The sequence below is a fragment of the Hymenobacter montanus genome, assembly GCF_014699115.1.
Taxonomy (GTDB): domain Bacteria; phylum Bacteroidota; class Bacteroidia; order Cytophagales; family Hymenobacteraceae; genus Hymenobacter; species Hymenobacter montanus.
In genome coordinates, this window is record NZ_JACXAD010000015.1 from 16,548 (window position 1) to 36,202 (window position 19,655).

13 protein-coding genes are annotated in these 19,655 nt (G+C 60.2%); 4 read left to right on the forward strand and 9 right to left on the reverse strand.

Features of this window, described 5'->3' with window-relative positions:
* Positions 1–52 precede the first annotated feature (52 nt).
* A complete protein-coding gene (locus IC235_RS22150) occupies positions 53–3,697 on the reverse strand; it encodes a methylmalonyl-CoA mutase family protein (RefSeq protein ID WP_223847298.1) in 3,645 nt (1,214 codons plus the stop codon).
* Between the two features lie 337 nt (positions 3,698–4,034).
* Between IC235_RS22150 and IC235_RS13760 the strand changes: the two genes are divergently transcribed.
* A complete protein-coding gene (locus IC235_RS13760; protein WP_191005765.1) occupies positions 4,035–4,889 on the forward strand; it encodes an Imm26 family immunity protein in 855 nt (284 codons plus the stop codon).
* 326 nt (positions 4,890–5,215) lie between these two features.
* On the opposite strand, the gene IC235_RS13765 is transcribed toward IC235_RS13760, so the two are convergent.
* The 7 genes from IC235_RS13765 to IC235_RS13795 all read right to left on the reverse strand — a co-directional run bounded on the left by IC235_RS13765 (position 5,216) and on the right by IC235_RS13795 (position 15,453).
* Complete coding sequence (locus IC235_RS13765; RefSeq protein ID WP_191005766.1) at positions 5,216–6,331, reverse strand: VWA domain-containing protein; 1,116 nt, start codon at positions 6,329–6,331, stop codon at positions 5,216–5,218.
* A gap of 62 nt (positions 6,332–6,393) precedes the next feature.
* On the reverse strand, positions 6,394–8,727 hold the full coding sequence (locus tag IC235_RS13770; RefSeq protein WP_191005767.1) for a DUF5682 family protein: 2,334 nt from the start codon (positions 8,725–8,727) through the stop codon (positions 6,394–6,396).
* 9 nt (positions 8,728–8,736) lie between these two features.
* Complete coding sequence (locus tag IC235_RS13775; protein WP_191005768.1) at positions 8,737–9,252, reverse strand: hypothetical protein; 516 nt, start codon at positions 9,250–9,252, stop codon at positions 8,737–8,739.
* A gap of 289 nt (positions 9,253–9,541) precedes the next feature.
* Complete coding sequence (locus tag IC235_RS13780) at positions 9,542–9,871, reverse strand: hypothetical protein (protein WP_191005769.1); 330 nt, start codon at positions 9,869–9,871, stop codon at positions 9,542–9,544.
* Positions 9,871–10,968 carry an ATP-binding protein gene (locus IC235_RS13785; protein WP_191005770.1) on the reverse strand — a complete coding sequence of 366 codons (1,098 nt, stop codon included), beginning with the start codon at positions 10,966–10,968 and terminating at the stop codon, positions 9,871–9,873. The genes IC235_RS13780 and IC235_RS13785 overlap by 1 nt, the downstream gene beginning before the upstream one ends.
* A gap of 3 nt (positions 10,969–10,971) precedes the next feature.
* Positions 10,972–14,046, reverse strand: coding sequence for an SWIM zinc finger family protein (locus IC235_RS13790; protein ID WP_191005771.1), 3,075 nt, complete (start codon positions 14,044–14,046; stop codon positions 10,972–10,974).
* Positions 14,047–14,598: 552 nt separating this feature from the next.
* Positions 14,599–15,453, reverse strand: a complete 855-nt coding sequence (locus tag IC235_RS13795; protein WP_191005772.1) for a hypothetical protein — start codon at positions 15,451–15,453, stop codon at positions 14,599–14,601.
* Positions 15,454–15,603: 150 nt separating this feature from the next.
* Here IC235_RS13795 and lepA point away from each other — a divergent pair, with 150 nt between their 5' ends.
* Complete coding sequence (lepA, locus tag IC235_RS13800; RefSeq protein WP_191005773.1) at positions 15,604–17,391, forward strand: translation elongation factor 4; 1,788 nt, start codon at positions 15,604–15,606, stop codon at positions 17,389–17,391.
* Positions 17,392–17,479: 88 nt separating this feature from the next.
* Here the strand turns inward: lepA and IC235_RS13805 are convergent, their stop codons facing one another.
* Positions 17,480–17,842 (reverse strand): DUF805 domain-containing protein, encoded by a 363-nt coding sequence (locus IC235_RS13805; protein ID WP_191005774.1) that lies wholly within the window; start codon positions 17,840–17,842, stop codon positions 17,480–17,482.
* Between the two features lie 98 nt (positions 17,843–17,940).
* On the opposite strand from IC235_RS13805, the gene IC235_RS13810 reads away from it, so the two are divergent.
* Complete coding sequence (locus IC235_RS13810; protein WP_191005775.1) at positions 17,941–18,867, forward strand: bifunctional 5,10-methylenetetrahydrofolate dehydrogenase/5,10-methenyltetrahydrofolate cyclohydrolase; 927 nt, start codon at positions 17,941–17,943, stop codon at positions 18,865–18,867.
* A gap of 200 nt (positions 18,868–19,067) precedes the next feature.
* Positions 19,068–19,649, forward strand: coding sequence for a 7-carboxy-7-deazaguanine synthase QueE (locus IC235_RS13815; RefSeq protein WP_223847308.1), 582 nt, complete (start codon positions 19,068–19,070; stop codon positions 19,647–19,649).
* The last annotated feature ends 6 nt before the right edge of the window (positions 19,650–19,655 follow it).

Below are 19,655 nucleotides of genomic sequence, written 5' to 3' on the forward strand. Positions count from 1 at the left end.
GATAAGAAAAAACTATTTGAGTTTATCTAGCAGGGCTTAATTGCGTATCTCCTTACATATTGCGCCGGTACTGCCCGCCCACCTCAAACAGCGCGTTGGTAATCTGCCCCAGCGAGCAATATTTGACCGTTTCCATCAGCTCGGCAAACAGGTTCCCGTTGGCCACGGCCACCTGCTGGAGCTGCTTGAGTCGGGCCGGAGCCTGGTCGGTATTGCGCTGGTGCAACAGTTGGAGCATCTCGATTTGGTACTGCTTTTCCTGCTCCGTGGCCCGGATGACTTCGGCCGGCACCACCGTGGGCGAGCCCTTGGACGAGAGGAAGGTATTGACGCCGATGATGGGGTACTCGCCGGTGTGCTTCAGCATCTCGTAGTGCATGCTTTCCTCCTGGATTTTACCGCGCTGGTACATGGTTTCCATGGCCCCGAGCACGCCGCCGCGCTCCGTGATGCGGTCGAACTCGAGCAGCACGGCCTCTTCTACCAGGTCGGTGAGCTCCTCGATGATGAAGGAGCCCTGCAGCGGGTTTTCGTTTTTCGCCAGCCCCAGCTCCCGGTTGATGATGAGCTGAATGGCCATGGCCCGGCGCACCGATTCCTCGGTGGGCGTGGTGATGGCCTCGTCGTAGGCATTGGTATGCAGGGAGTTGCAGTTGTCGTAGATGGCGTACAGGGCCTGCAGCGTGGTGCGGATGTCGTTGAAGTCGATCTCCTGGGCGTGCAGGCTGCGGCCCGAGGTCTGAATGTGGTACTTCAGCATCTGGCTGCGGGCGTCGGCGCCGTACTTCAGCTTCATGGCCTTGGCCCAGATGCGGCGCGCCACCCGCCCAATCACGGCATATTCGGGGTCGATGCCGTTGGAGAAGAAAAAGCTCAGGTTGGGCGCGAAGTCGTTCACGCTCATGCCGCGGCTCACGTAGTATTCCACAAACGTGAAGCCGTTAGAGAGCGTCAGCGCGAGCTGGGTAATGGGGTTGGCCCCGGCTTCGGCAATATGGTAGCCGGAGATGGACACCGAATAGAAGTTTCTAACCTTGTGCTGGATGAAGTACTCCTGCACGTCGCCCATGAGGCGCAGCGCGAATTCGGTGCTGAAGATGCAGGTGTTCTGGGCCTGGTCTTCCTTGAGGATGTCGGCCTGCACGGTGCCGCGCACCTGCGTCAGGGTCCGGGCTTTGATAGCGGCGTACACGTCGGCCGGCAGCACCTGGTCGCCGGTCACGCCGAGCAGCATCAGGCCCAGGCCGTCGTTGCCGTCGGGCAGCTCACCCTGATATACGGGCTGCCTTATCGCATCTTCGAAGCGCGGGTCTTCAAATCTGAATTCGTTGGCTGTCAAGGTGGTTTCTTCAGCGAAGAATTCACCTTCCTTTTCGGCCATTTCTGTTTCGTAGCCGATATGATATACCAAATGACCTTCTTTTTCAGATGGTGCGTGCCAAAAAACATCGACAATCTCTCCTGCGGTCTCAACTAGATCCTTGGGACGCTCTTTAAACCAGACTTTGGCGCCAATGGCTTGTCTGGCAAAAATCAGGGCTATCTTTTCTTTGACTTCTGCTTCCAGCCCATTCTCCTTGATGTAGAGCTCGCACTGCTGGTCGATGGCGGCATTCATGAAAAACGCGGCCAGCTGCGCGGCGGGGCCGTTGATGGTCATCGACACCGACGTGGTGGGGTTGGCCAGGTTGAAGCCGGAGTACAGCTTCTTGGCGTCGTCGAGGCAGGCGATGCTCACGCCGGCGTTGCCGATCTTGCCGTAGATATCGGGCCGGTGGTCCGGGTCCTCACCGTAGAGCGTTACCGAGTCGAAAGCCGTGCTTAGGCGCTTGGCGGGCAGGCCCATGCTCACGTAGTGGAAGCGGCGGTTGGTGCGCTCGGGGCCGCCCTCCCCGGCAAACATGCGGGTGGGGTCCTCGCCCTCGCGCTTGAACGGAAACACGCCGGCCGTGTAGGGGAATTCGCCGGGAAAGTTCTCCTGCATGGCCCAGCGCAGGCGGTCGCCCCAGCCGGCATAGCGCGGCACCGCCACCTTTGGAATCTGGTTGCCCGACAGCGACTTGGTGTGCGTCTGCACCCGGATTTCCTTGCCGCGTACCGAGTACACGTACTCCGGGTTGCGGTAGTTCTGCAGGGTGTTTTCCCAGTTTTCGAGAATGGCCTGGCTGTCGGCGTCGAGGCGGCGGAGCTGGGTTTGCTTGTTCCGGCTGAACTCCTCCACCATGCTGTCCGGGCTCTTTTTCTCGTCGCGGTAGTACTCCTCCAGCTTGGCGAAGGCGCCGGCTACTTCGGCAATCTGGGCCTGCTCGCGCACGCGCTGGTCGTAGGCGCGGTTGGTTTCGGCAATCTCGGACAGGTAGCGGGTGCGGTGCGGCGGGATGATGTAGATCTTCTCCGAATCCTCGGCCGTGGTTTCGAGCTGGGAGGCGAAGGTGGCGCCGGTTTTCGTTTCCAGCATCTTCAGCACGGCCCGGTAGAGGCGGTTCATGCCGGGGTCGTTGAACTGCGAGGCAATGGTGCCGAACACGGGCATCTGGTCGGTGGGCGTGTCCCAGAGGCCGTGGTTGCGCTGGTACTGCTTGCGCACGTCGCGCAGCGCGTCGAGGGCGCCGCGCTTGTCGAACTTGTTGAGGGCGATGATATCGGCGAAATCGAGCATGTCGATTTTCTCCAGCTGGGTGGCCGCGCCGTACTCGGGCGTCATCACGTAGAGGCTGGCGTCGGAGTGCTCGATAATTTCGGTGTCGGACTGGCCGATGCCCGAAGTTTCGAGGATGATGAGGTCGTAGTTGGCGGCGCGCACTACGTCCACGGCGTCCTGCACGTAGCGCGACAGGGCCAGGTTGCTTTGGCGGGTAGCCAGGCTGCGCATGTACACCCGCGGCGAGTTGATGGCGTTCATCCGAATCCGGTCGCCGAGCAGGGCCCCGCCGGTCTTGCGCTTGCTGGGGTCGACGGAGATAATGGCAATGGTTTTGTCGGGGAAGTCCAGCAGGAAGCGGCGCACCAGCTCATCTACCAGGCTCGATTTGCCCGCGCCGCCTGTGCCGGTAATCCCTAAAATTGGTGCTTGGTGCTTGGTGCTTAGTGCTTGGTTTTGGCTCTGCTCGCTGATTTGGAAGTCAGAAACCAACTGCGACTTCACCCGCTCAAACTCTGCGGGGAAGTTTTCGGCCGCCGAGATCAGGCGGCCGATGCTGCGGGCGTCCTTCTCTTTCACGTGGCCGGCCTCGCCGTTCAGGTTCTGGCCCGTGGGGAAGTCGGCCTGCGCCAATAAGTCGTTGATCATGCCCTGCAGGCCCATGGCGCGGCCATCGTCGGGCGAGTAGATGCGGGCAATGCCGTAGCCTTGGAGCTCAGCAATTTCGCTGGGCAGAATCACGCCGCCGCCGCCGCCGAAGATTTTGATGTGGCCCGCGCCGCGCTCTTTCAGCAGGTCGTACATGTATTTGAAGTACTCGTTGTGCCCGCCCTGGTAGCTGGTGATGGCGATGGCCTGGGCATCTTCCTGAATGGCACAATCCACGATTTCCTGCACCGAGCGGTTATGACCGAGGTGAATAACTTCGGCGCCGCTGCTCTGGATAATGCGGCGCATGATGTTGATGGCCGCGTCGTGGCCGTCGAACAGGGCGGCAGCCGTTACGATGCGGATGTGGTTCTGAGGCTTATAGGGCGCGGTGGGAGCGGGGTGCATAGGGAAGGCTTATGGGGGTGCGCGAAGGTACGAAAAAGCCCCAGCAGGGTGGCCGGGACATTTCGGAACCAAGGGTGCGCCTGGATTGCCGTCGGGTTTGCCGAGCTAACTGGCACCGACCAAGCCAGCGGCAGCAAAAAGCCGCAAGGGGCCCAGCACACTAGCGGCGAGCAGTCGGGCAGTCGCGGAAATAAGGTGCCTAACTCGGCTTGGGCGTAGCCGTTAGATATTGACAAGCACGGTGACCCTAAGGGTGATAAACTGATGAACAAGCAATAACACCCGAAAAATTTGTGTTATATAGCCAAGGTCATAAACCCGGTATGTGAAATTCAGAATGATAAAGTTTAAAGCTGGCGATATTTTTACTTTCCAACTACCCACAAAGGAGTTCATGTGCGGTCGTATCATGTTGGATGTTAATCAGCAATGCATACGCCCGGGATTACTCAAGCCTAATTCACCATTGAATTTTTTCGATGGTTCCCTCTTAGTAGAAATCTACAAATCCACTTTTTCTGAACCTGCCGCTAATCGTTCGGAGCTACTCATTCCAGGTGTTTTCGTAGGTTCGACTTTCTTGGAGTCAGGCCAATGGAGCATCACGGGCCATGAAGAAGTCGATCCAAGAGAGGTAGCATTTCCAGAGTCATTGGCTGCTCGTGGAGGTGGCGCTCAATTTGTCAAAGGAGAAATAGCTCTAGATATTGAGTTACAAACGGAAGAGCTTGAGCGTCTGGGTGTATATAGCACCAAAAAGCCATCAGGCATCTTAGGAGAGATATGTCTTTACTATTTAGGCAGAGCAGAGGAAATCAACAACCCCAGGCTTCGAGACATTGAATTGCGAAGTTTGAAGGATTCCGATCTACGCTTTACAGCGTATAGAAGTAAGATATACCATCTTCTGGGCGAGGATGAGAGTCAGTCTTATTATGAGATGTCTGCCCGCCTTGGGTATGATATCGGGCGGTTTTACCCAGCTATTCTTTGTCCCTATTGTCTAAGCTCAGTTGATGAGAATGTTAAATTATGTCCTACCTGCGGCGAGGACACGACTCGCGATGCCTTTGTGGAGATGCACCCAGAAGAGTACCTGAACAAAGAACGAAAAGCTTGTTGCTTTTGTGGTAACTCTATGCTGAAGCTCGCATCTGTTTGTCCTGCTTGCCGAAGGTGGCAAGATAGATAGTAGAAATTTACGAGAAATAAGCTGTTGCCTAAAGAAAGATAGCTTGACAATTAGTACCCCGTCATCTCAGGCACTTTGGTCACCAAAGCCGGCTCTGATACAACAAAATCGGGTACTCTAGGCAGTAGCCTTGACTTAGAAGTATGACTTGCGCAGGCTGGCAAAGCGCCGCCACGGGCCCAGTAAGATGAGGCTAAGCGACTCATTTCGAACTACGAAGCTTTTAAGTAATCATCCCAAAGTACCGGTGTCAACTAGGCAACCCTGCTTATCTGGCGTCTGTGGAGCCGAAGATCACCGTAGTGCAACAGCTGGCTCCCGCAAAACTAGGCTTCCAGTTTCTGCCCTTGAATGGCGGCGGCCATCAACTCCGGAAACCGGGCCGGCGTGCAGGCGAAGCTGGGGATGCTCAGGGCCGCCAATTGCTCCGCGACCCGGCGGTCAAAGCTCGGGGCTCCGTCATCACTGAGCGCCAGGAGTACCACGAGGTTCACCCCGGAGGCCTTCAGGGCCGCCGCGCGCTTAATCATTTCCCGCTCGTTGCCCCCTTCGTAAAGGTCGGTGACGAGGACCAGGATGGTATCGGTGGGCCGGGTGATCAGCTGCTGGCAGTAGGTGAGTGCCAAGTTGATGTCGGTGCCCCCGCCCAACTGCACACCAAACAGCAGGTCCACGGGGTCGGCGAGGTTTTCGCTGAGGTTCACGACGGCGGTATCAAACACCACCATGTGGGTTTTCACCGCTTTAAGGGAGGCCAGCACCGCGCCAAACACGCCCGCATACACCACCGACGAAGCCATTGAGCCGCTTTGGTCGACGCACAGCACAATCTCCTTCAGGGCCTGCCCGCGCCGGCCAAAACCCACCAGACGCTCCGGAATCACGGTTTTATGGGCCGCCTGGTAATGGCGCAGGTTGGCTTTGATGGTGGCGCCCCAGTCAATTTCGTGGTAGCGGGGGCGAGGGTTGCGCACGGCCCGGCTCAGAGCGCCCTGCACGGCCTGCCGCAAGGGATTCGCCAGCTTCTTTTCCAGCTCGCGCACCACCTTGGCTACCACATCGCGGGCAGTGGCCTTGGCCTTCTGGGGCATCACGCGGCTAAGCGACAGGAGCGTGCCCACCAGGTGCACATCGGCCTGCACCGTGCGTAGTATTTCCGGCTCCAGCAGTAACTGGTTCAGCCCCAGGCGAGTCATGGCATCCTGCTGCATCACGGCCACTACTTCGGTGGGGAAGTACTCCCGGATATCGCCCAGCCAGCGACTCACCCGCGGGGCCGAGCCGCCCAGCCCGGCCTTGCGCTCGCTCTTGTCGGCGTCGTAGAGGGCTGTGAGTACGTCGTCCATCCGGCCGTAGTCGGGCGGCAGGGGCACGGCATTGGCCGCATCGGCGGCGCTGCCTAGTACGAGTTTCCAGCGGGTGGCAGTGGGAGCCTGGGTCATAGGTTGCGTACGAGAAGTGCCCGAGGTCGGGGCGGATAAGTGTAAAAACAATACTTGGGCGCCTAATGAGCCCCCAGCAACTGCCGCAGCCCGGGCAGCACTCGTCTTCCCCGTTCCCAGTCAATCGCTATTGCATCAGGGGCCGTTGGGCGGGCCGCATCCTGCCCCGCCAGCGCCAGCAGTTGCTGCCGCTCGGGCACTGAAAAGTCGGTAAAGGCCCGGCGCAGCAGCGGCACGGTTTCGCGGAAGGTATCCTCAGCCAAGCTGCCGAGCCAGGTGTCGAGCAAGCCAAAAAGCTCGCGGTGATGGATGAGCAGCAGGCCGCTGCCCCGCAGGAAGCCCTCGATCCAAGCGGTGGCGTAGTCGGTGGGTTGGGCGGGAGCCAGGGCCAGCCCCAGCACCGTGGCCGTGGTGTCGGCATCGGCCTGCTGGGCGTCGAAGAGCAGGCGGGCGGCGGCCCCGGCCAGCAGGCCGTTGCTGGCCGCGTTCCGCTGCACGGCCGCCAGGGCGGCGTACCAGTCGGCTTCGTGGTCGGGGTTCTGCAGGAGCCGAATGGCCTGGTGGGTACCCTCGATGCGGGCCAGTAGCGGGCGGGCCGCGTCGTAGTCGAGGCCCACGCAGGCGGCGGGCAAGCCGATGCAGAGGCGCGGCACCAACTGCTGCACCACCTGGGCCACCTGGGCGGTATCGGTGCGGCGGACGTTGCCGTAGCGCAGCACCTGCACCAGCGGGGGCAGGGCGGCCAGCAGGTGGGTCACGTCGCGGGTGTCGGCCCCGATGGTTTCGAGCCGGGCCACCAGCGCCGGAATGGCCGGGCCCAGGTCGGCGCGCAGGGCCTGTTCCAGCACCTGGCTGACGGCTTCCAGGGTCGTGGCTTCGGCGGCGCGGGCCGTTGCGCGCGCGGCGGCGGCGCTCAGTACGGTATTGCCCCAGCGGCCGGCTTCGATGATGGCCAGGGCGAACTCGGGTTCCCAACGCAGGCGCCAGATTTCGTGGAAGGTGCCGCTTTTGCCCGACACCTCCTCCGGCTCGCCCCAGTTGATGTCGAGCAGGCGCAGGCGGTGCAGCAGGTGGCTACGATCAAGCTGGGCCGGTTGGCGCAAGTCCAGGTCCAGCGGCTTAGGCAAGGCTTCCGGCTTTAGGCGGAGCGCTTTTTGCTGCTGGGCCAGGTCCTGCTGTAAGGGCGTGGCCGGCAGCCCCGCGGGCACTTCACCCAGCTTTTCGCCAATCACCAGCTCTTTGTGCACCAGCGCCAGCGGCTCGGCATACCCGCCGCCCAGGATGGCCACGGCCGCTTCCCGCAGCTCGTCGATGCCCGGCAGGGCCAGCCCGCGCACGGTGGCCAGGGTCCCGGCCAAACGCACGCCTTCAATAGCGTGGGCCGAGGAGGCATCCACATCTTGCCCGCGCAGCAGTCGCGTGGCCTGTACCATCCAGTGGGTGAGCACCTCCGCCCGGGGCTGGGCAAACAGCAGCTCGTACCAGGCCGGCGAGAGCACGCCCGCCCCGTAGCCCGAGCTAAAGGAAAGCCGCTCGTAGGTCCACGGAATCCAGGTGGTTTCAGTCGGTACTTTTTTCAGCCCTTTCAGGCGGGCCTTATCTTCCTTTTTCAACAACTCGGCCCGCAGCACCGGCGCGTGCCAGGCCCCGCACACAACCGCCACCCGCTGGTAGCCTTGGGCCAGGGTGGCGCGCAGGGTTTCGCGCATGAAGGCCTCGCGCAGCAGGGTTTCTTCGGTTTCGGGGCGGCCCAGCTCTTCGCGTAGTGCCGTCATCAGGTCCAGCACCACGGCGAAGGTGTCGGCGTTGCCGGGGGCGTGTTCCAGGTGGGTTTCCCACCACTGCTCGGAGTCGGTGTAGCCGGCCAGCTGGGCAATGTAGGCGACGGGGTCGGTTTCTAGGGGGGCCTCACGGGACCCCTGCGGGGCCGGTCCCCTCTCCGGGGGAGAGGGGGAGCCTAACGATTGTTCTGTTGATGTAGCTGCCTCAGACTCTAGCCCGGGCTCCCCCTCTTCTGTGGAGAGCGGACTGGGGGGTGAGGTTTCGGGTGGTAGTAATTCAGTTGCCTCACGCAGGCCAAACCGCAGGGCCATTGGCAGGTCCATGCAGCGTACGTGGGCGTTGTGGCGGGCGCACCACTGCACGGCCTGCCACTCCGGCGAAAATGTGGCGAAGGGCAGGAACGAGGCCTGACCCTGCTGCTTGGGGTTGTACACCAGCAGGGCCACCGGCGGCAGCAGCTCCGGGTGGGTGGCGGTGGCCAGGGCCGCTTCGGCGTCGGCCGGGCATTCCAGCAGCACGATGTCGGGCTGGAAAGCATCGAGGGCGGCCAGGAGACTGGCGGCGCTGCCGGGGCCGTGGTGGCGAATGCCGAAGAGGCGTAGGTCGGTGGGCATGGGCTTGAATTAGCTTTTCAACAAAAAGTTAATATCTATCCAAAGTCGCGATAAAAAAGAATGTTTTTTGCTAAATTTGGGGTCGGCGTAAGCAGCAGGAGGGTCTTTAAAAGCACCGGCTCCTTTTTTCAATTCCTGTTGCCAATATGGGATGGTCTTGCAGATTCTTTCGGCAAATTCCTGGGTAAGCCACTCTCGTCGGGAGGGTGTATAATACTCTTTTATTTTTTTGATGACTGCTGGGGTATAGCAAAGTTTTGGTCTAACATTTTCAACCAGTTTTACATCAATCACCAGTCGGATATATTTCTTGGATTTGCGATGCAAGCCAACGACGATAATACGTTCGCACATCCCGGCGTACCAGTCGATGATATACACCTTAGCTCCGGGCGCAAAATGCTTCGTGCCCCGACGAATGTCGGCCCCGCCAGACCCGTAAGGCCGCTCTCGGATGATATTGGCGACCGCAGTCCAGTATGACTCAAGGTCAGCGTCGGGGGCTGGAGTACTTGAAGGAGCCATGGGAGAGCATAATAGGATGTCGCAGGAAAAAAGGAAATACGGACAACTCGATTTAAACCGGTTTTGCCGATTTGAATGCCGTTGATAGTTAAGCTGCCCACGGCGAGCTTTGATATTATTCCAGTGGCTATCGGCACGCGGCTCCGGATTTGCCAAGTGGAATTATTACTTCCAGGTATTTGATGAAGTCATCTCGCTTTAATATAAGTCGAATGTCAAGTTACTCGGGAGAGTATCTAATTAAGATTAGGGATGAGGCGAATTAAAGTAAACTCAGTCTCAAGACTTTTCATGTTCGTTTCTTGTAGTAGTTGGCCAAACGAATTTCTATTATTCTTTTGACTTCTGTGTCATTAGCCAGCGGCAATATATCGCCCAGCGCTTCTGCAGAAATAGATTCTGCGGCATGAACTAGAGCCCATTCAACTTCGTAACTAGAGGTATCAGCGGGTGGACCTAAATTAATAAGGTCGAGTGCATGCCGCACTTCCAAAGGCTCCGTGAGCTCTTGAAGAAGACTATCAAATTCGTTGAGTGGAAAAGTATCAATTCCGGAAGTGCCATCATCAGGTAACGGACCCAATTCACGAAGGCGGGCTATAATTGCGGTGTTGTCCATTACTCCACCACCTCCCGGCACGCCCGGTACAAATCCTTCCACCCGTCCCGCTCCTTTACCACGGTTTCCAGGTACTCCAGCCATACCACCCGGTCTGGCCCGGGGTCTTTGATGACGGCGCCAGTAAGACCCGCCGCCAGGTCGTGGGCGCGCAGGCTGCCGTCGCCGAAGTAAGCGGCCAGGGCCAGGCCGGAGTTCATCACGGAAATGGCCTCGCCGGTGCTCAGCGTGCCGGTGGGCGACTTCAGCTTGGTTTTGCCGTTCTCGGTTACGCCGGCGCGCAGCTCGCGGAAGATGGTGACCAACCGGCTGATTTGCTCCAGCGCCGGGGCCTCCACGGGTAGCTGCAGGGCTTTGCCTTGCTTGGCCACTCGCGTCTGCACGATGTGCACTTCCTCGGCCAAGGAAGCCGGCAGGGGCAGCACCACGGCGTTGAAGCGGCGGCGCAGGGCGCTGCTCAGCTCGTTCACGCCGCGGTCGCGGTCGTTGGCCGTGGCAATGACGTTGAAGCCCTGCGTGGCCTGAATTTCAGTGCTCAGCTCGGGGATGGGCAGCACCTTTTCCGAGAGCATGGTCAGCAGGGTATCCTGCACGTCGGAGGGAATGCGGGTGAGCTCTTCGATGCGCACCAGCTGGCCCGATTCCATGCCTTTATAAAGCGGGCTGGGCACGAGGGCCCCCATCGACGGGCCCTCCGCCAGCAGCCGGGCGTAGTTCCAGGAGTAGCGCATGCTATCTTCGGCGGTGCCGGCCGTGCCCTGCACCAGCAGGTTGGTATGCCCGCTAATAGCGGCGGTGAGGTGCTCCGATACCCAGCTTTTGGCCGTGCCCGGCACGCCCAGCAGGAGCAGGGCGCGGTCGGTGGCCAGGGTGGCCACGGCAATCTCCATCAGCCGCCGCTGGCCGATGTACTTGGGCTCAATGGCAAAGCCATTGTCCAGCTTGCCGCCCAACAGGTAAGTAACTACGGCCCAGGGCGAGAGCTGCCACTTGGGCGGCTTGGGCCGGTCGTCAACGGCTTTCAGGGCCGCTAGTTCTTCAGCGTAAAGGTCTTCGGCGTGCGGGCGGAGTAATTCGGTGGGAAGGGGAGAAGCCATGAGTTAGACGAGCGAAGCGGTGGAGGGTTCAGTTAAACTAGCGGTGAGTTGCTGGCGGAAGCGGAGCGAATCAATAAACTGCTCGATTAGCGGAGCGACGAGCGTGTGCGTATCGCCGACGGGGCGGAGCGCCGTCGTGCACTGGGCAGCCAGGGCTTCCGGTACCTGGATGGCCAGCCGGGACAGCAGCGAGCTGAGGCGCTGGTGCGGCTCGCCGTAGGAATTAGTCACAATGGGTGCCACCCCGTCGGCAATGCAGTGGAGGGCCGCGCTGACAATATCTGCGGGCCAGGGTGCGTAGATGAAGTTTAGCATGTCGAGCAAGACGAAAGGTGACTCCTTGAGGGGTAGCATACGCCGCAACAGCGCTATTTTCTCTTCTTCGCTAAGGGCATGAAACAGTGGTTTGTGCACCATATCAGTTGTTAGTAGCGCTATTTTCTCTTCTGGGCTAAGCACCTCGGTCAAGTGAGCAGCTTTCGGTTGATAAAGCAGGTTGACCTGCGCGAAATGGCGCAGCAGCAGCGGTGCGGCAAAGGCCTTATCCTGGTGCAGGTACGCGGCCCGCGCCCAGGCCCTCAGGAGCAGGCGCGACCAGTCGGTGGCTTGGGCCAGGGTCAGCAGCTCCTCGGCCGACACCTGCAGGTGGGTTGCCCAGCGGCTGGGCGGCAGCAGCGAGAGCAACTGCCCCAGCCAGCCGGCCCGCTCGCCGCCCTCGAACCGGTCGTCTTTCTGCTCAATGCCATCAGTCAGCCAGGCTTTGGTCCATCCTTCGGGCAAGGTTATTTCCAGCTTGTTGCGGCCTATTAGAGGGCGCTTCAGCGTGAGCAACGGCGTCGCACGTTGCCACAGCCGCTCCACGAGGGCCGAGTTGGGCAGCCGTACCAGCAAGTGCACTACCGCTTGCCGCACCTCCTTGCTTTTGGCCCCGAGGTAGGTTTCCAGCAGCGGCTCATCGGCCGCCGTCAGGTTGGGCTCCAACTCGCCGAGTAGGGCCGCCTGGGTGGCTGCCCGCTCGGCGGGCAGCGCGGCCGTTAGCAGTTGGCGGGCCTGTTCCGGGTCGGACTGGTGCAGTTGCTGAAGGAAGGCGCGGCGTTCGGCCAGCGTCCCCGTTTCCCAGGTAGCCGGGTCTTGCGAGGGCTGCGCCTTGGCCAGCACCGGCTGCCACTCCGGGTTTTGCTGCGCCAGCCAGTGGCCCCGCTCCCCCAAAATTGCCGATGGAGGGTCCGGCAGCTGCGACCGCAGTTCCGCGTGGTTGAGCGCCGCCACCAACAGCGCCGGGGGCACCAGGCGGCGGTGCTGCCTCAGCTTGGTCCAGTAATCCGTGCGGAAAGCCGAGTAGCGGTTGCTGGTCAGCAGCGTCCGAAAACACTCCGCGCCGAGGGGGCCCAGCGGTTCCGCCGTTTCGGGTGGGGCCGGAGCCGGGGGCAGGGTAGTAGCCGGCGGAGCCAGGAAGCCGGCTTTCTGCACCAGGGCCAGGGTGCCGGCCGCCAGCAGGAGCCGTTGTTCGGGCCCGTCGGATGGAATCGAAATGGAGGGAATATCCGTGATGTTTTCTCCGCTCTGCCGGGTACCCAGCAGGGCTACGCGCAGGAGCTGGGCCGCGGAAGGGAGCGGAACGTCCGCCGATTCGGCGGCCGAAGTCTCGTTTGCCGACGAAAAAGTGCCCGCTGGCTCGTGGCTGCTTAATGCCGCTTCGGCCGCCGTGGGCCAGCTACTCAGGGGGCGGAAGGCCCGGCCGTCCCACTCGCCAAATAGGGTGAGCGGCTGGCCCCCGCTTTCGGCCAGCAATTGCCAGGCGGCCGTATCGTCGGCGAAGCGCAGGGGCAGCGCGCCATCTTCGGGGTGGTGCAGCACCCAGCGGCCGTCGGGCTGGCGGGTGGGGACGACCTGGGCCACGGTGGCGGGCCATTCGCGCAGCCAGGGCTGCCGGGCCAGCGCGTCGGCGTAGTCGTTCAGGAGCTGGCTGGGCCGGCGGGCGGGCGGCGCCGCTTGAGCCGGAGCAGCATTGGTATAGGTCAGGGCCACGGGCGTGGCCCGCATAGGCAGCGGGCCGGGATAAAACAGCAAGGCCCCGGTGTAACGCCCTTGCGGCACCAAGGGTGTGGCAAAGGTTTGGCTGCCAAAAGCAAACTCTAGCACCAGCGCATAGCGACCGGTGGCCTGGCCCCGCAGCCAGCTGCGACGAGCCGTGAGCCGGTCCTCGTCCCAGGTGAACTGGCCCAGCACCCACCATTCATCAGTTACTGGTGCCGTGTAGCCCGGTAGCTCTTCTTTCTTGATGGTAACGCCTACTTGCTGCAGCACTTCCTGGCCCGTAGCCGGCGGGAGCTGCTCGCGGTTTTGAAAGGCCCGCACCAGCCAGTACAGCTCGCCCAGGCGGGCCAGCAGGCGGGCCGGCCAGTCGGCATGAGCGTGGCGCAGGGTGGCCAGCTCGCGCACCATGCCCGCCAGGCCGGGTAGCTGGTTGTCGACTAGCCGGGCCGCCTGGTCTTCCCAAAATTTCCCCGGTTGCTGGTCCAGGGTCGCCAGGCCGTTGCGTACCAGGTCGAGCAGCCATACTTCGAGGTCGTCCACGCCCTGAGTCATGCGCACCAGACGGGCCGCCGAAACCTCGCCGCCCGGCCCCGCCGCGGCAGCTGGGGAGGCCGAAGAATCAGTAGCAGAATCAGGCTGCGGCGTAGCGGAAGCCGATTCGGCGGCTTTGGCTACCGCCATTACCACCTTGTCAACTTTCTTGCCCTGGGCTTGCTGGCGTTTGCTTAACCATTCCTCCAGCCAGGCCGGCGGAGTGTTAGCCGCAAAAAGCGGGGGCTGACGGGCCAGCAGCAAAAGCAAGCCGGCCCCGTGTTTGCACGGAAAAACCCGGCTGGGGCAGGAGCACTTGAACGCCGGCTCGCTTAAGTCGATGCCCGTGAGGTACGGCTTGGAACCACTGCCAGCACATTCTCCCCAGGCGCTGGACTCGGTCCGGCCCAGGTTGCCCCATTTCGCGGGTTGAGCCAACTGCTGCCCGCGTTGTAAAGTGCCCGCATCGGTCACGAAGGCGCGTGCCTGATCTTCAGAATAAGAAATCATACAGCAGAATCACTAAGCTAAGCTGGCATTTGAGCGCAAAGTAGCCAAATAAATTAGACTATCAACTTCTGAAAATTTTACTAGTAATGTAGGGGAAAAATGCCAGTGCGACGAGACTGCCCAGAGAGGAGTGGAGGGCGCTGGTCGGAGTCAACTACCAGGAAAGGCAAACGTTGAGGCGCAAGACCTCTTGGTCTGGGGCTGACCACAAGAAGAAAGTTGTCGGCCGGCGGCCGAATTTGGGACGTCAGATCCGGGAAAATTTTAGCAGTCGATGAACTGTCGGCTGCCGGGGTTGGAATCCGGACCGGCGGCACTTCTCGCATCAATGAAGCCAACGTTCAGCGCAGCATAGGGCCGCTTAGCACCTTATTCGGTCCGTTTACCTAGGGTCTGGCTCTCTTTTGGCTTCGCCGCTATGAGCGAACCAGGGCCTGCTTTACCGAAGTACAGTCCCACCGGGTCCCATGACGTCCTTTCGGCTGCCTCGACCCACCCCATAACCACTCTGTACAGCAACCCGACGCTCGTTTAGGCTGATCTTACCACCCATTATTTGAACACCACTGGCGGAGTTAAAGCCAGCCGCCACGCTACTGCCACTATCACGGCTAAGCCCACCAGGCCCCAGACCACGTAGGTAGGCCGAGGCCGGTTCACCGTCGACGAGAATTCTTCGTTGAGCGAGCCCAGCGCCGTGGGTATCACCAGCACGCCCATGGCCATTAGGTGTAGGCCCTCATAAAGCGAGAAGTAGAAAAGCTTCGACAGGGCAATAAAAATGCTGCCCGCCAGCCAGGGGATGATGAGAGTAAACATCACCATCAGCCGCCGGTTTTCCAGGCGCATCACCGTTATGGAGTCGTGGGCCTGTAAAAATGCCACCGAGCCTATGTAGCCCAGTCCCGCCTGCAGGAGGCCGGCCAGCAGCGCCACGAGCACGTTCGCGGTGTTTCCCATTTGGAGAACCCACTCCGACACGTGCCAAAATCCGGTTTTCAGGAACGTGTCGGTCAGCAGCGCGCCGAATACCACGTTGCAGCTGTGAAAGGCCACCCACAAGAGCAGTAGCTTGAACTGACCCCGCTGGGCTCGCCCACGTCGCCAGTACCATAAAAAGGCCGCTATCCCCACCAGCAGGCACACCAGGGGCCCAATGCTGTTGATGGTAATAAGGCCCAGGGGCCACCACTCCACGGCCGCCAGGGTGTACGCGATCCGGCTCGGGTCCCAAGTGCCCCGCAGATGGAAAAACCGTGACAACTGCGCCTGCATAATCTGGTGCACCCCCCACACGAAGTAGTAGGCCAAAACGTACACGGCCGTCCCGTTGAGCATCGAAATCAGAAACTTCTGCTTATCAGTTTGTAAAGAAGTATCGAGCTGGGGGGTAATTTCTGATTGCATGGGGGAACTGGGCAGGCCGGGCGAAGGGGCCGTCGACAAAACTAAGCACTTGGGCGCAATAGTAGGGGTTCGGTTAGGGGCGGTTAAACCGGTGGGGCTGGCTTTTGCGCCGCGTGGTTCGTACCTTCGCAGACTGAAAAACCGTCCTCTGTGAAGAATATCCGCAATTTTTGCATCATTGCCCACATCGACCACGGCAAAAGCACCTTGGCCGACCGGCTACTGGAGTTTACCAGCACCGTGGCTAAGCGCGACATGCAGGCCCAGCTGCTCGATAATATGGACCTGGAGCGCGAGCGGGGCATCACCATCAAGAGCCACGCCATCCAGATGCAGTACCCGTACCAGGGGGAGGTGTATACGCTCAACTTGATTGATACCCCCGGCCACGTCGACTTCAGCTACGAAGTAAGCCGGAGCATTGCCGCCTGCGAAGGCGCCCTGCTAATTGTGGACGCCTCGCAAGGCATCGAAGCCCAGACCATCTCCAACCTGTACCTGGCCATTGGGGCCGACCTGGAGATTATTCCGGTGCTCAACAAAATTGACCTTCCGCACGCCATGCCGGAGGAAGTGACCGACGAAATTGTGGACCTCATCGGCTGCAAGCCCGAAGACATCATCCACGCCTCGGGCAAGGCCGGCATCGGCATCGAAGCCATCCTCAACGCCATCTGCGAGCGGGTGCCCGCTCCCAAGGGCGACCCCGATGGCCCGCTGCAGGCGCTGATTTTCGACTCGGTGTTCAACTCCTACCGCGGCATTGAGGTGCTGTTCCGCATCAAGAACGGCACCATGCGCAAGGGCGACAAGCTTCGCTTCATGGCGACGGGCAAAGAGTATGGCGCCGACGAAATCGGCATCCTGGGCCTCAACCAGGAGCCGCGCCCCGAGATGCGCGCCGGAAACGTAGGCTACCTCATCTCGGGCATTAAGGAAGCCCGCGAGGTGAAGGTGGGCGACACCATCACCCACGTAAACCGGCCGACCCCGGAAGCCATTCAAGGCTTTGCCGACGTGAAGCCCATGGTATTTGCCGGCATTTACCCGGTCGACACCACCGAATACGAAGAGCTGCGCTCCAGCATGGAGAAGCTGCAGCTCAACGATGCCTCCTTGGTGTGGGAGCCCGAAACCTCGGTGGCGCTGGGCTTTGGCTTCCGCTGCGGCTTCCTGGGCATGCTCCACATGGAAATCGTGCAGGAGCGCCTCGAGCGCGAGTTCAACATGACGGTCATCACCACGGTGCCCAGCGTGCAGTTCCACGCCATTGGCACCAAAGACCAACTGCTGACCATCAACGCGCCCTCCGAGATGCCGGAGCCCAACCTGATTAAAAGCATCGAGGAACCCTACATCAAGGCCCAGATTATTACGGCCTCGGAGTACGTGGGCCCCATCATCACGCTGTGCATGGACAAGCGCGGCCTCATCAAGGGCCAGTCGTACCTTACCTCGGAGCGGGTCGAGATGAGCTTTGAGCTGCCGCTGTCGGAAATCGTATTCGACTTTTTCGACAAGCTCAAGTCCATCAGCCGGGGCTACGCCTCGCTCGACTACGAGCTGATTGGCTTCCGGGAATCCGACATGGTGAAGCTGGACGTGATGCTGAACGGCGAGAAGGTCGACGCCCTGTCGGCCATCGTGCACCGCTCCAAGAGCTACGACTGGGGCCGCCGCCTGTGCGAAAAGCTCCGCGAGCTGCTGCCGCGCCAGATGTTCGACATTGCCATTCAAGCGTCGATCGGTCAGAAGATTATCGCCCGCGAAACCGTAAAGGCCCTCCGCAAAAACGTAATTGCCAAGTGCTACGGCGGCGACATCAGCCGTAAGCGCAAGCTGCTCGAAAAGCAGAAAGAAGGCAAGAAACGAATGCGCTCCGTGGGCTCGGTCGAAATCCCGCAGGAAGCTTTCCTGGCCGTGCTCAAAATTGATTAAGAGAAAAAGGCGACTTCCTTTCGGAAAGTCGCCTTTTTCTTATTCCGATCCGCCACAGGCTAAAAGGGCCTGGGCAATAATTTGTGAGTTAAATCGTGGGATTGATCAGGTCGTTGCCAACGCTGACATTTTTGGGGTCGGGGCCGTACTCATTAGGACCACGGGTGCCCTCCGTGGCGGCCAGAATGAGGTTGTATATCGGAATGAGTATGAACCAGCCACTTTTGCCCACATCGTGCATCCGGCGAATACTTACGGCAGTGCCAGGAATGAATACAACCAAGGAGTAAAGGTTAGATAGCCACGCCGTATTAAAGATCAAGGCACCGATATACCCTAGTACTGAACTAATAATGGCGTTGAACAGCATAAAATACCAAAACTCGGCCCTACGGGCCCGGCCGTTGAAGTCAGCGTACTTGGTTTTAAGAGCGTTGAGAAAATAATGCATGGGATGACTGAGAGAGATGAAAAAATGAAAACCCTTACGGCCGCTAAGCTAGCGATGTTTCAGGATATATCAATACCCCCAAAAAAGATAACACAACCATGAACCTCTCCGCCATACCCCTTACTACCTCGTCCCATCTCATCGATGGCAAGCAAATCGCCGAAGACATCAAGGCCGAAATCGCCGCCGAAGTGGTAACCCTGAAAGCCGCGGGCGCTAAGGTGCCGCACTTGGCCGCCATTCTCGTGGGCCACGACGGCGGCTCCGAAACCTACGTGCGTAACAAGGTCCTGGCCTGCGAGCGGGTCGGCTTCGCGTCCACGCTGCTGCGCTACGAAGACGACATCAGCGAGGCGGAGCTGCTGGCGAAAGTGGACGAGCTGAACCACGACCCGGAGATTGACGGCTTCATCGTGCAGCTGCCACTGCCGGCCCACATCAGTCCCCAAAAAGTTATTGAAGCCATTCGGCCCGAGAAAGACGTGGATGGGTTTCACCCCATGAATCTCGGCCGGATGGTGGCCGGACTGCCTGCGCTACTGCCCGCCACGCCCTCCGGCATTGTGGAACTGCTGAGCCGGCAAGGCATCCGAACCAGCGGCAAGCACTGCGTCGTAATTGGCCGTTCCAACATCGTTGGTACTCCAGTTAGCATTTTACTGGCTAAGAACTTAGATAACGCCAACTGCACCGTTACTTTATGTCATTCGCGCACCGAAAAGCTGGCTGAGATTTGTCGGACAGCTGATATTGTGGTGGCGGCTATTGGCCGGCCCGAGTTTGTGACGGCCGATATGGTGCGGCCCGGGGCCGTGGTAATCGACGTGGGCACCACCCGGGTAGCGGACGCGACCAAAAAGAGTGGGTACTCTCTGAAGGGCGACGTGAATTTTGCCGAGGTAGCTCCGCTGGCGTCCGCCATTACGCCGGTGCCCGGTGGAGTGGGCCCAATGACCATTGCCATGCTGCTATTGAATACTTTACGCGCTGCCAAAGGCGAAATCTACCCGCGTAGGTTGAATTGAATTTTTAGGAATATTTGGTTAAAGCCCAACTGGGCCTTACTTTTAAAGTCTGGCCCTGGGAACGGTGCGCCTTCTTGCTCGCGTTTGGGTAGCTTCGTCTCCTGATGCTTTTTGTTATGATGCCTGTGAGCTACTCCTCCACTGAGATTCCTGCGCTAACTGATGCGGCTGCCCCCTCCGAAACTGGCCTGCTGCCCGTGATGGAGCAGTTTTACACCATTCAGGGCGAAGGCTATAATACTGGCCGGGCCGCGTACTTTATTCGGCTGGGCGGCTGCGACGTGGGCTGCCACTGGTGCGATGTGAAGGAGTCGTGGGATGCCGATGCGCACCCGCGCCAATCCGTCGAGCAGTTGGTTGAGGCCGTACTGGCTCATCCCGGCCGCGAGGTGGTCATTACCGGTGGCGAGCCGCTCATGCACGACCTGGGCCCGCTCACGGCCGCCCTGCGAGCGGCCGGCTGCCGCACCTGGCTCGAAACTTCGGGCGCGCATCCGCTGTCCGGCACCTGGGACTGGGTATGTCTTTCGCCCAAAAAATTCAAAGCTCCGCTGCCCGAAGTAATGGCGGCCGCCCACGAGCTGAAAGTTGTCGTGTTTAATAGCCACGATTTTGCCTGGGCCGAGAGCCATGCGGCCTTGGTACCGGCTCACACGCGTTTATATCTACAACCTGAATGGAGCCGGGCCGCCCGCATGACGCCCGAATTAGTGGAATACGTGAAGCGGCACCCGCGCTGGCAGGTTTCGCTGCAGACTCATAAATATCTTGACATTCCGTAGTTTACA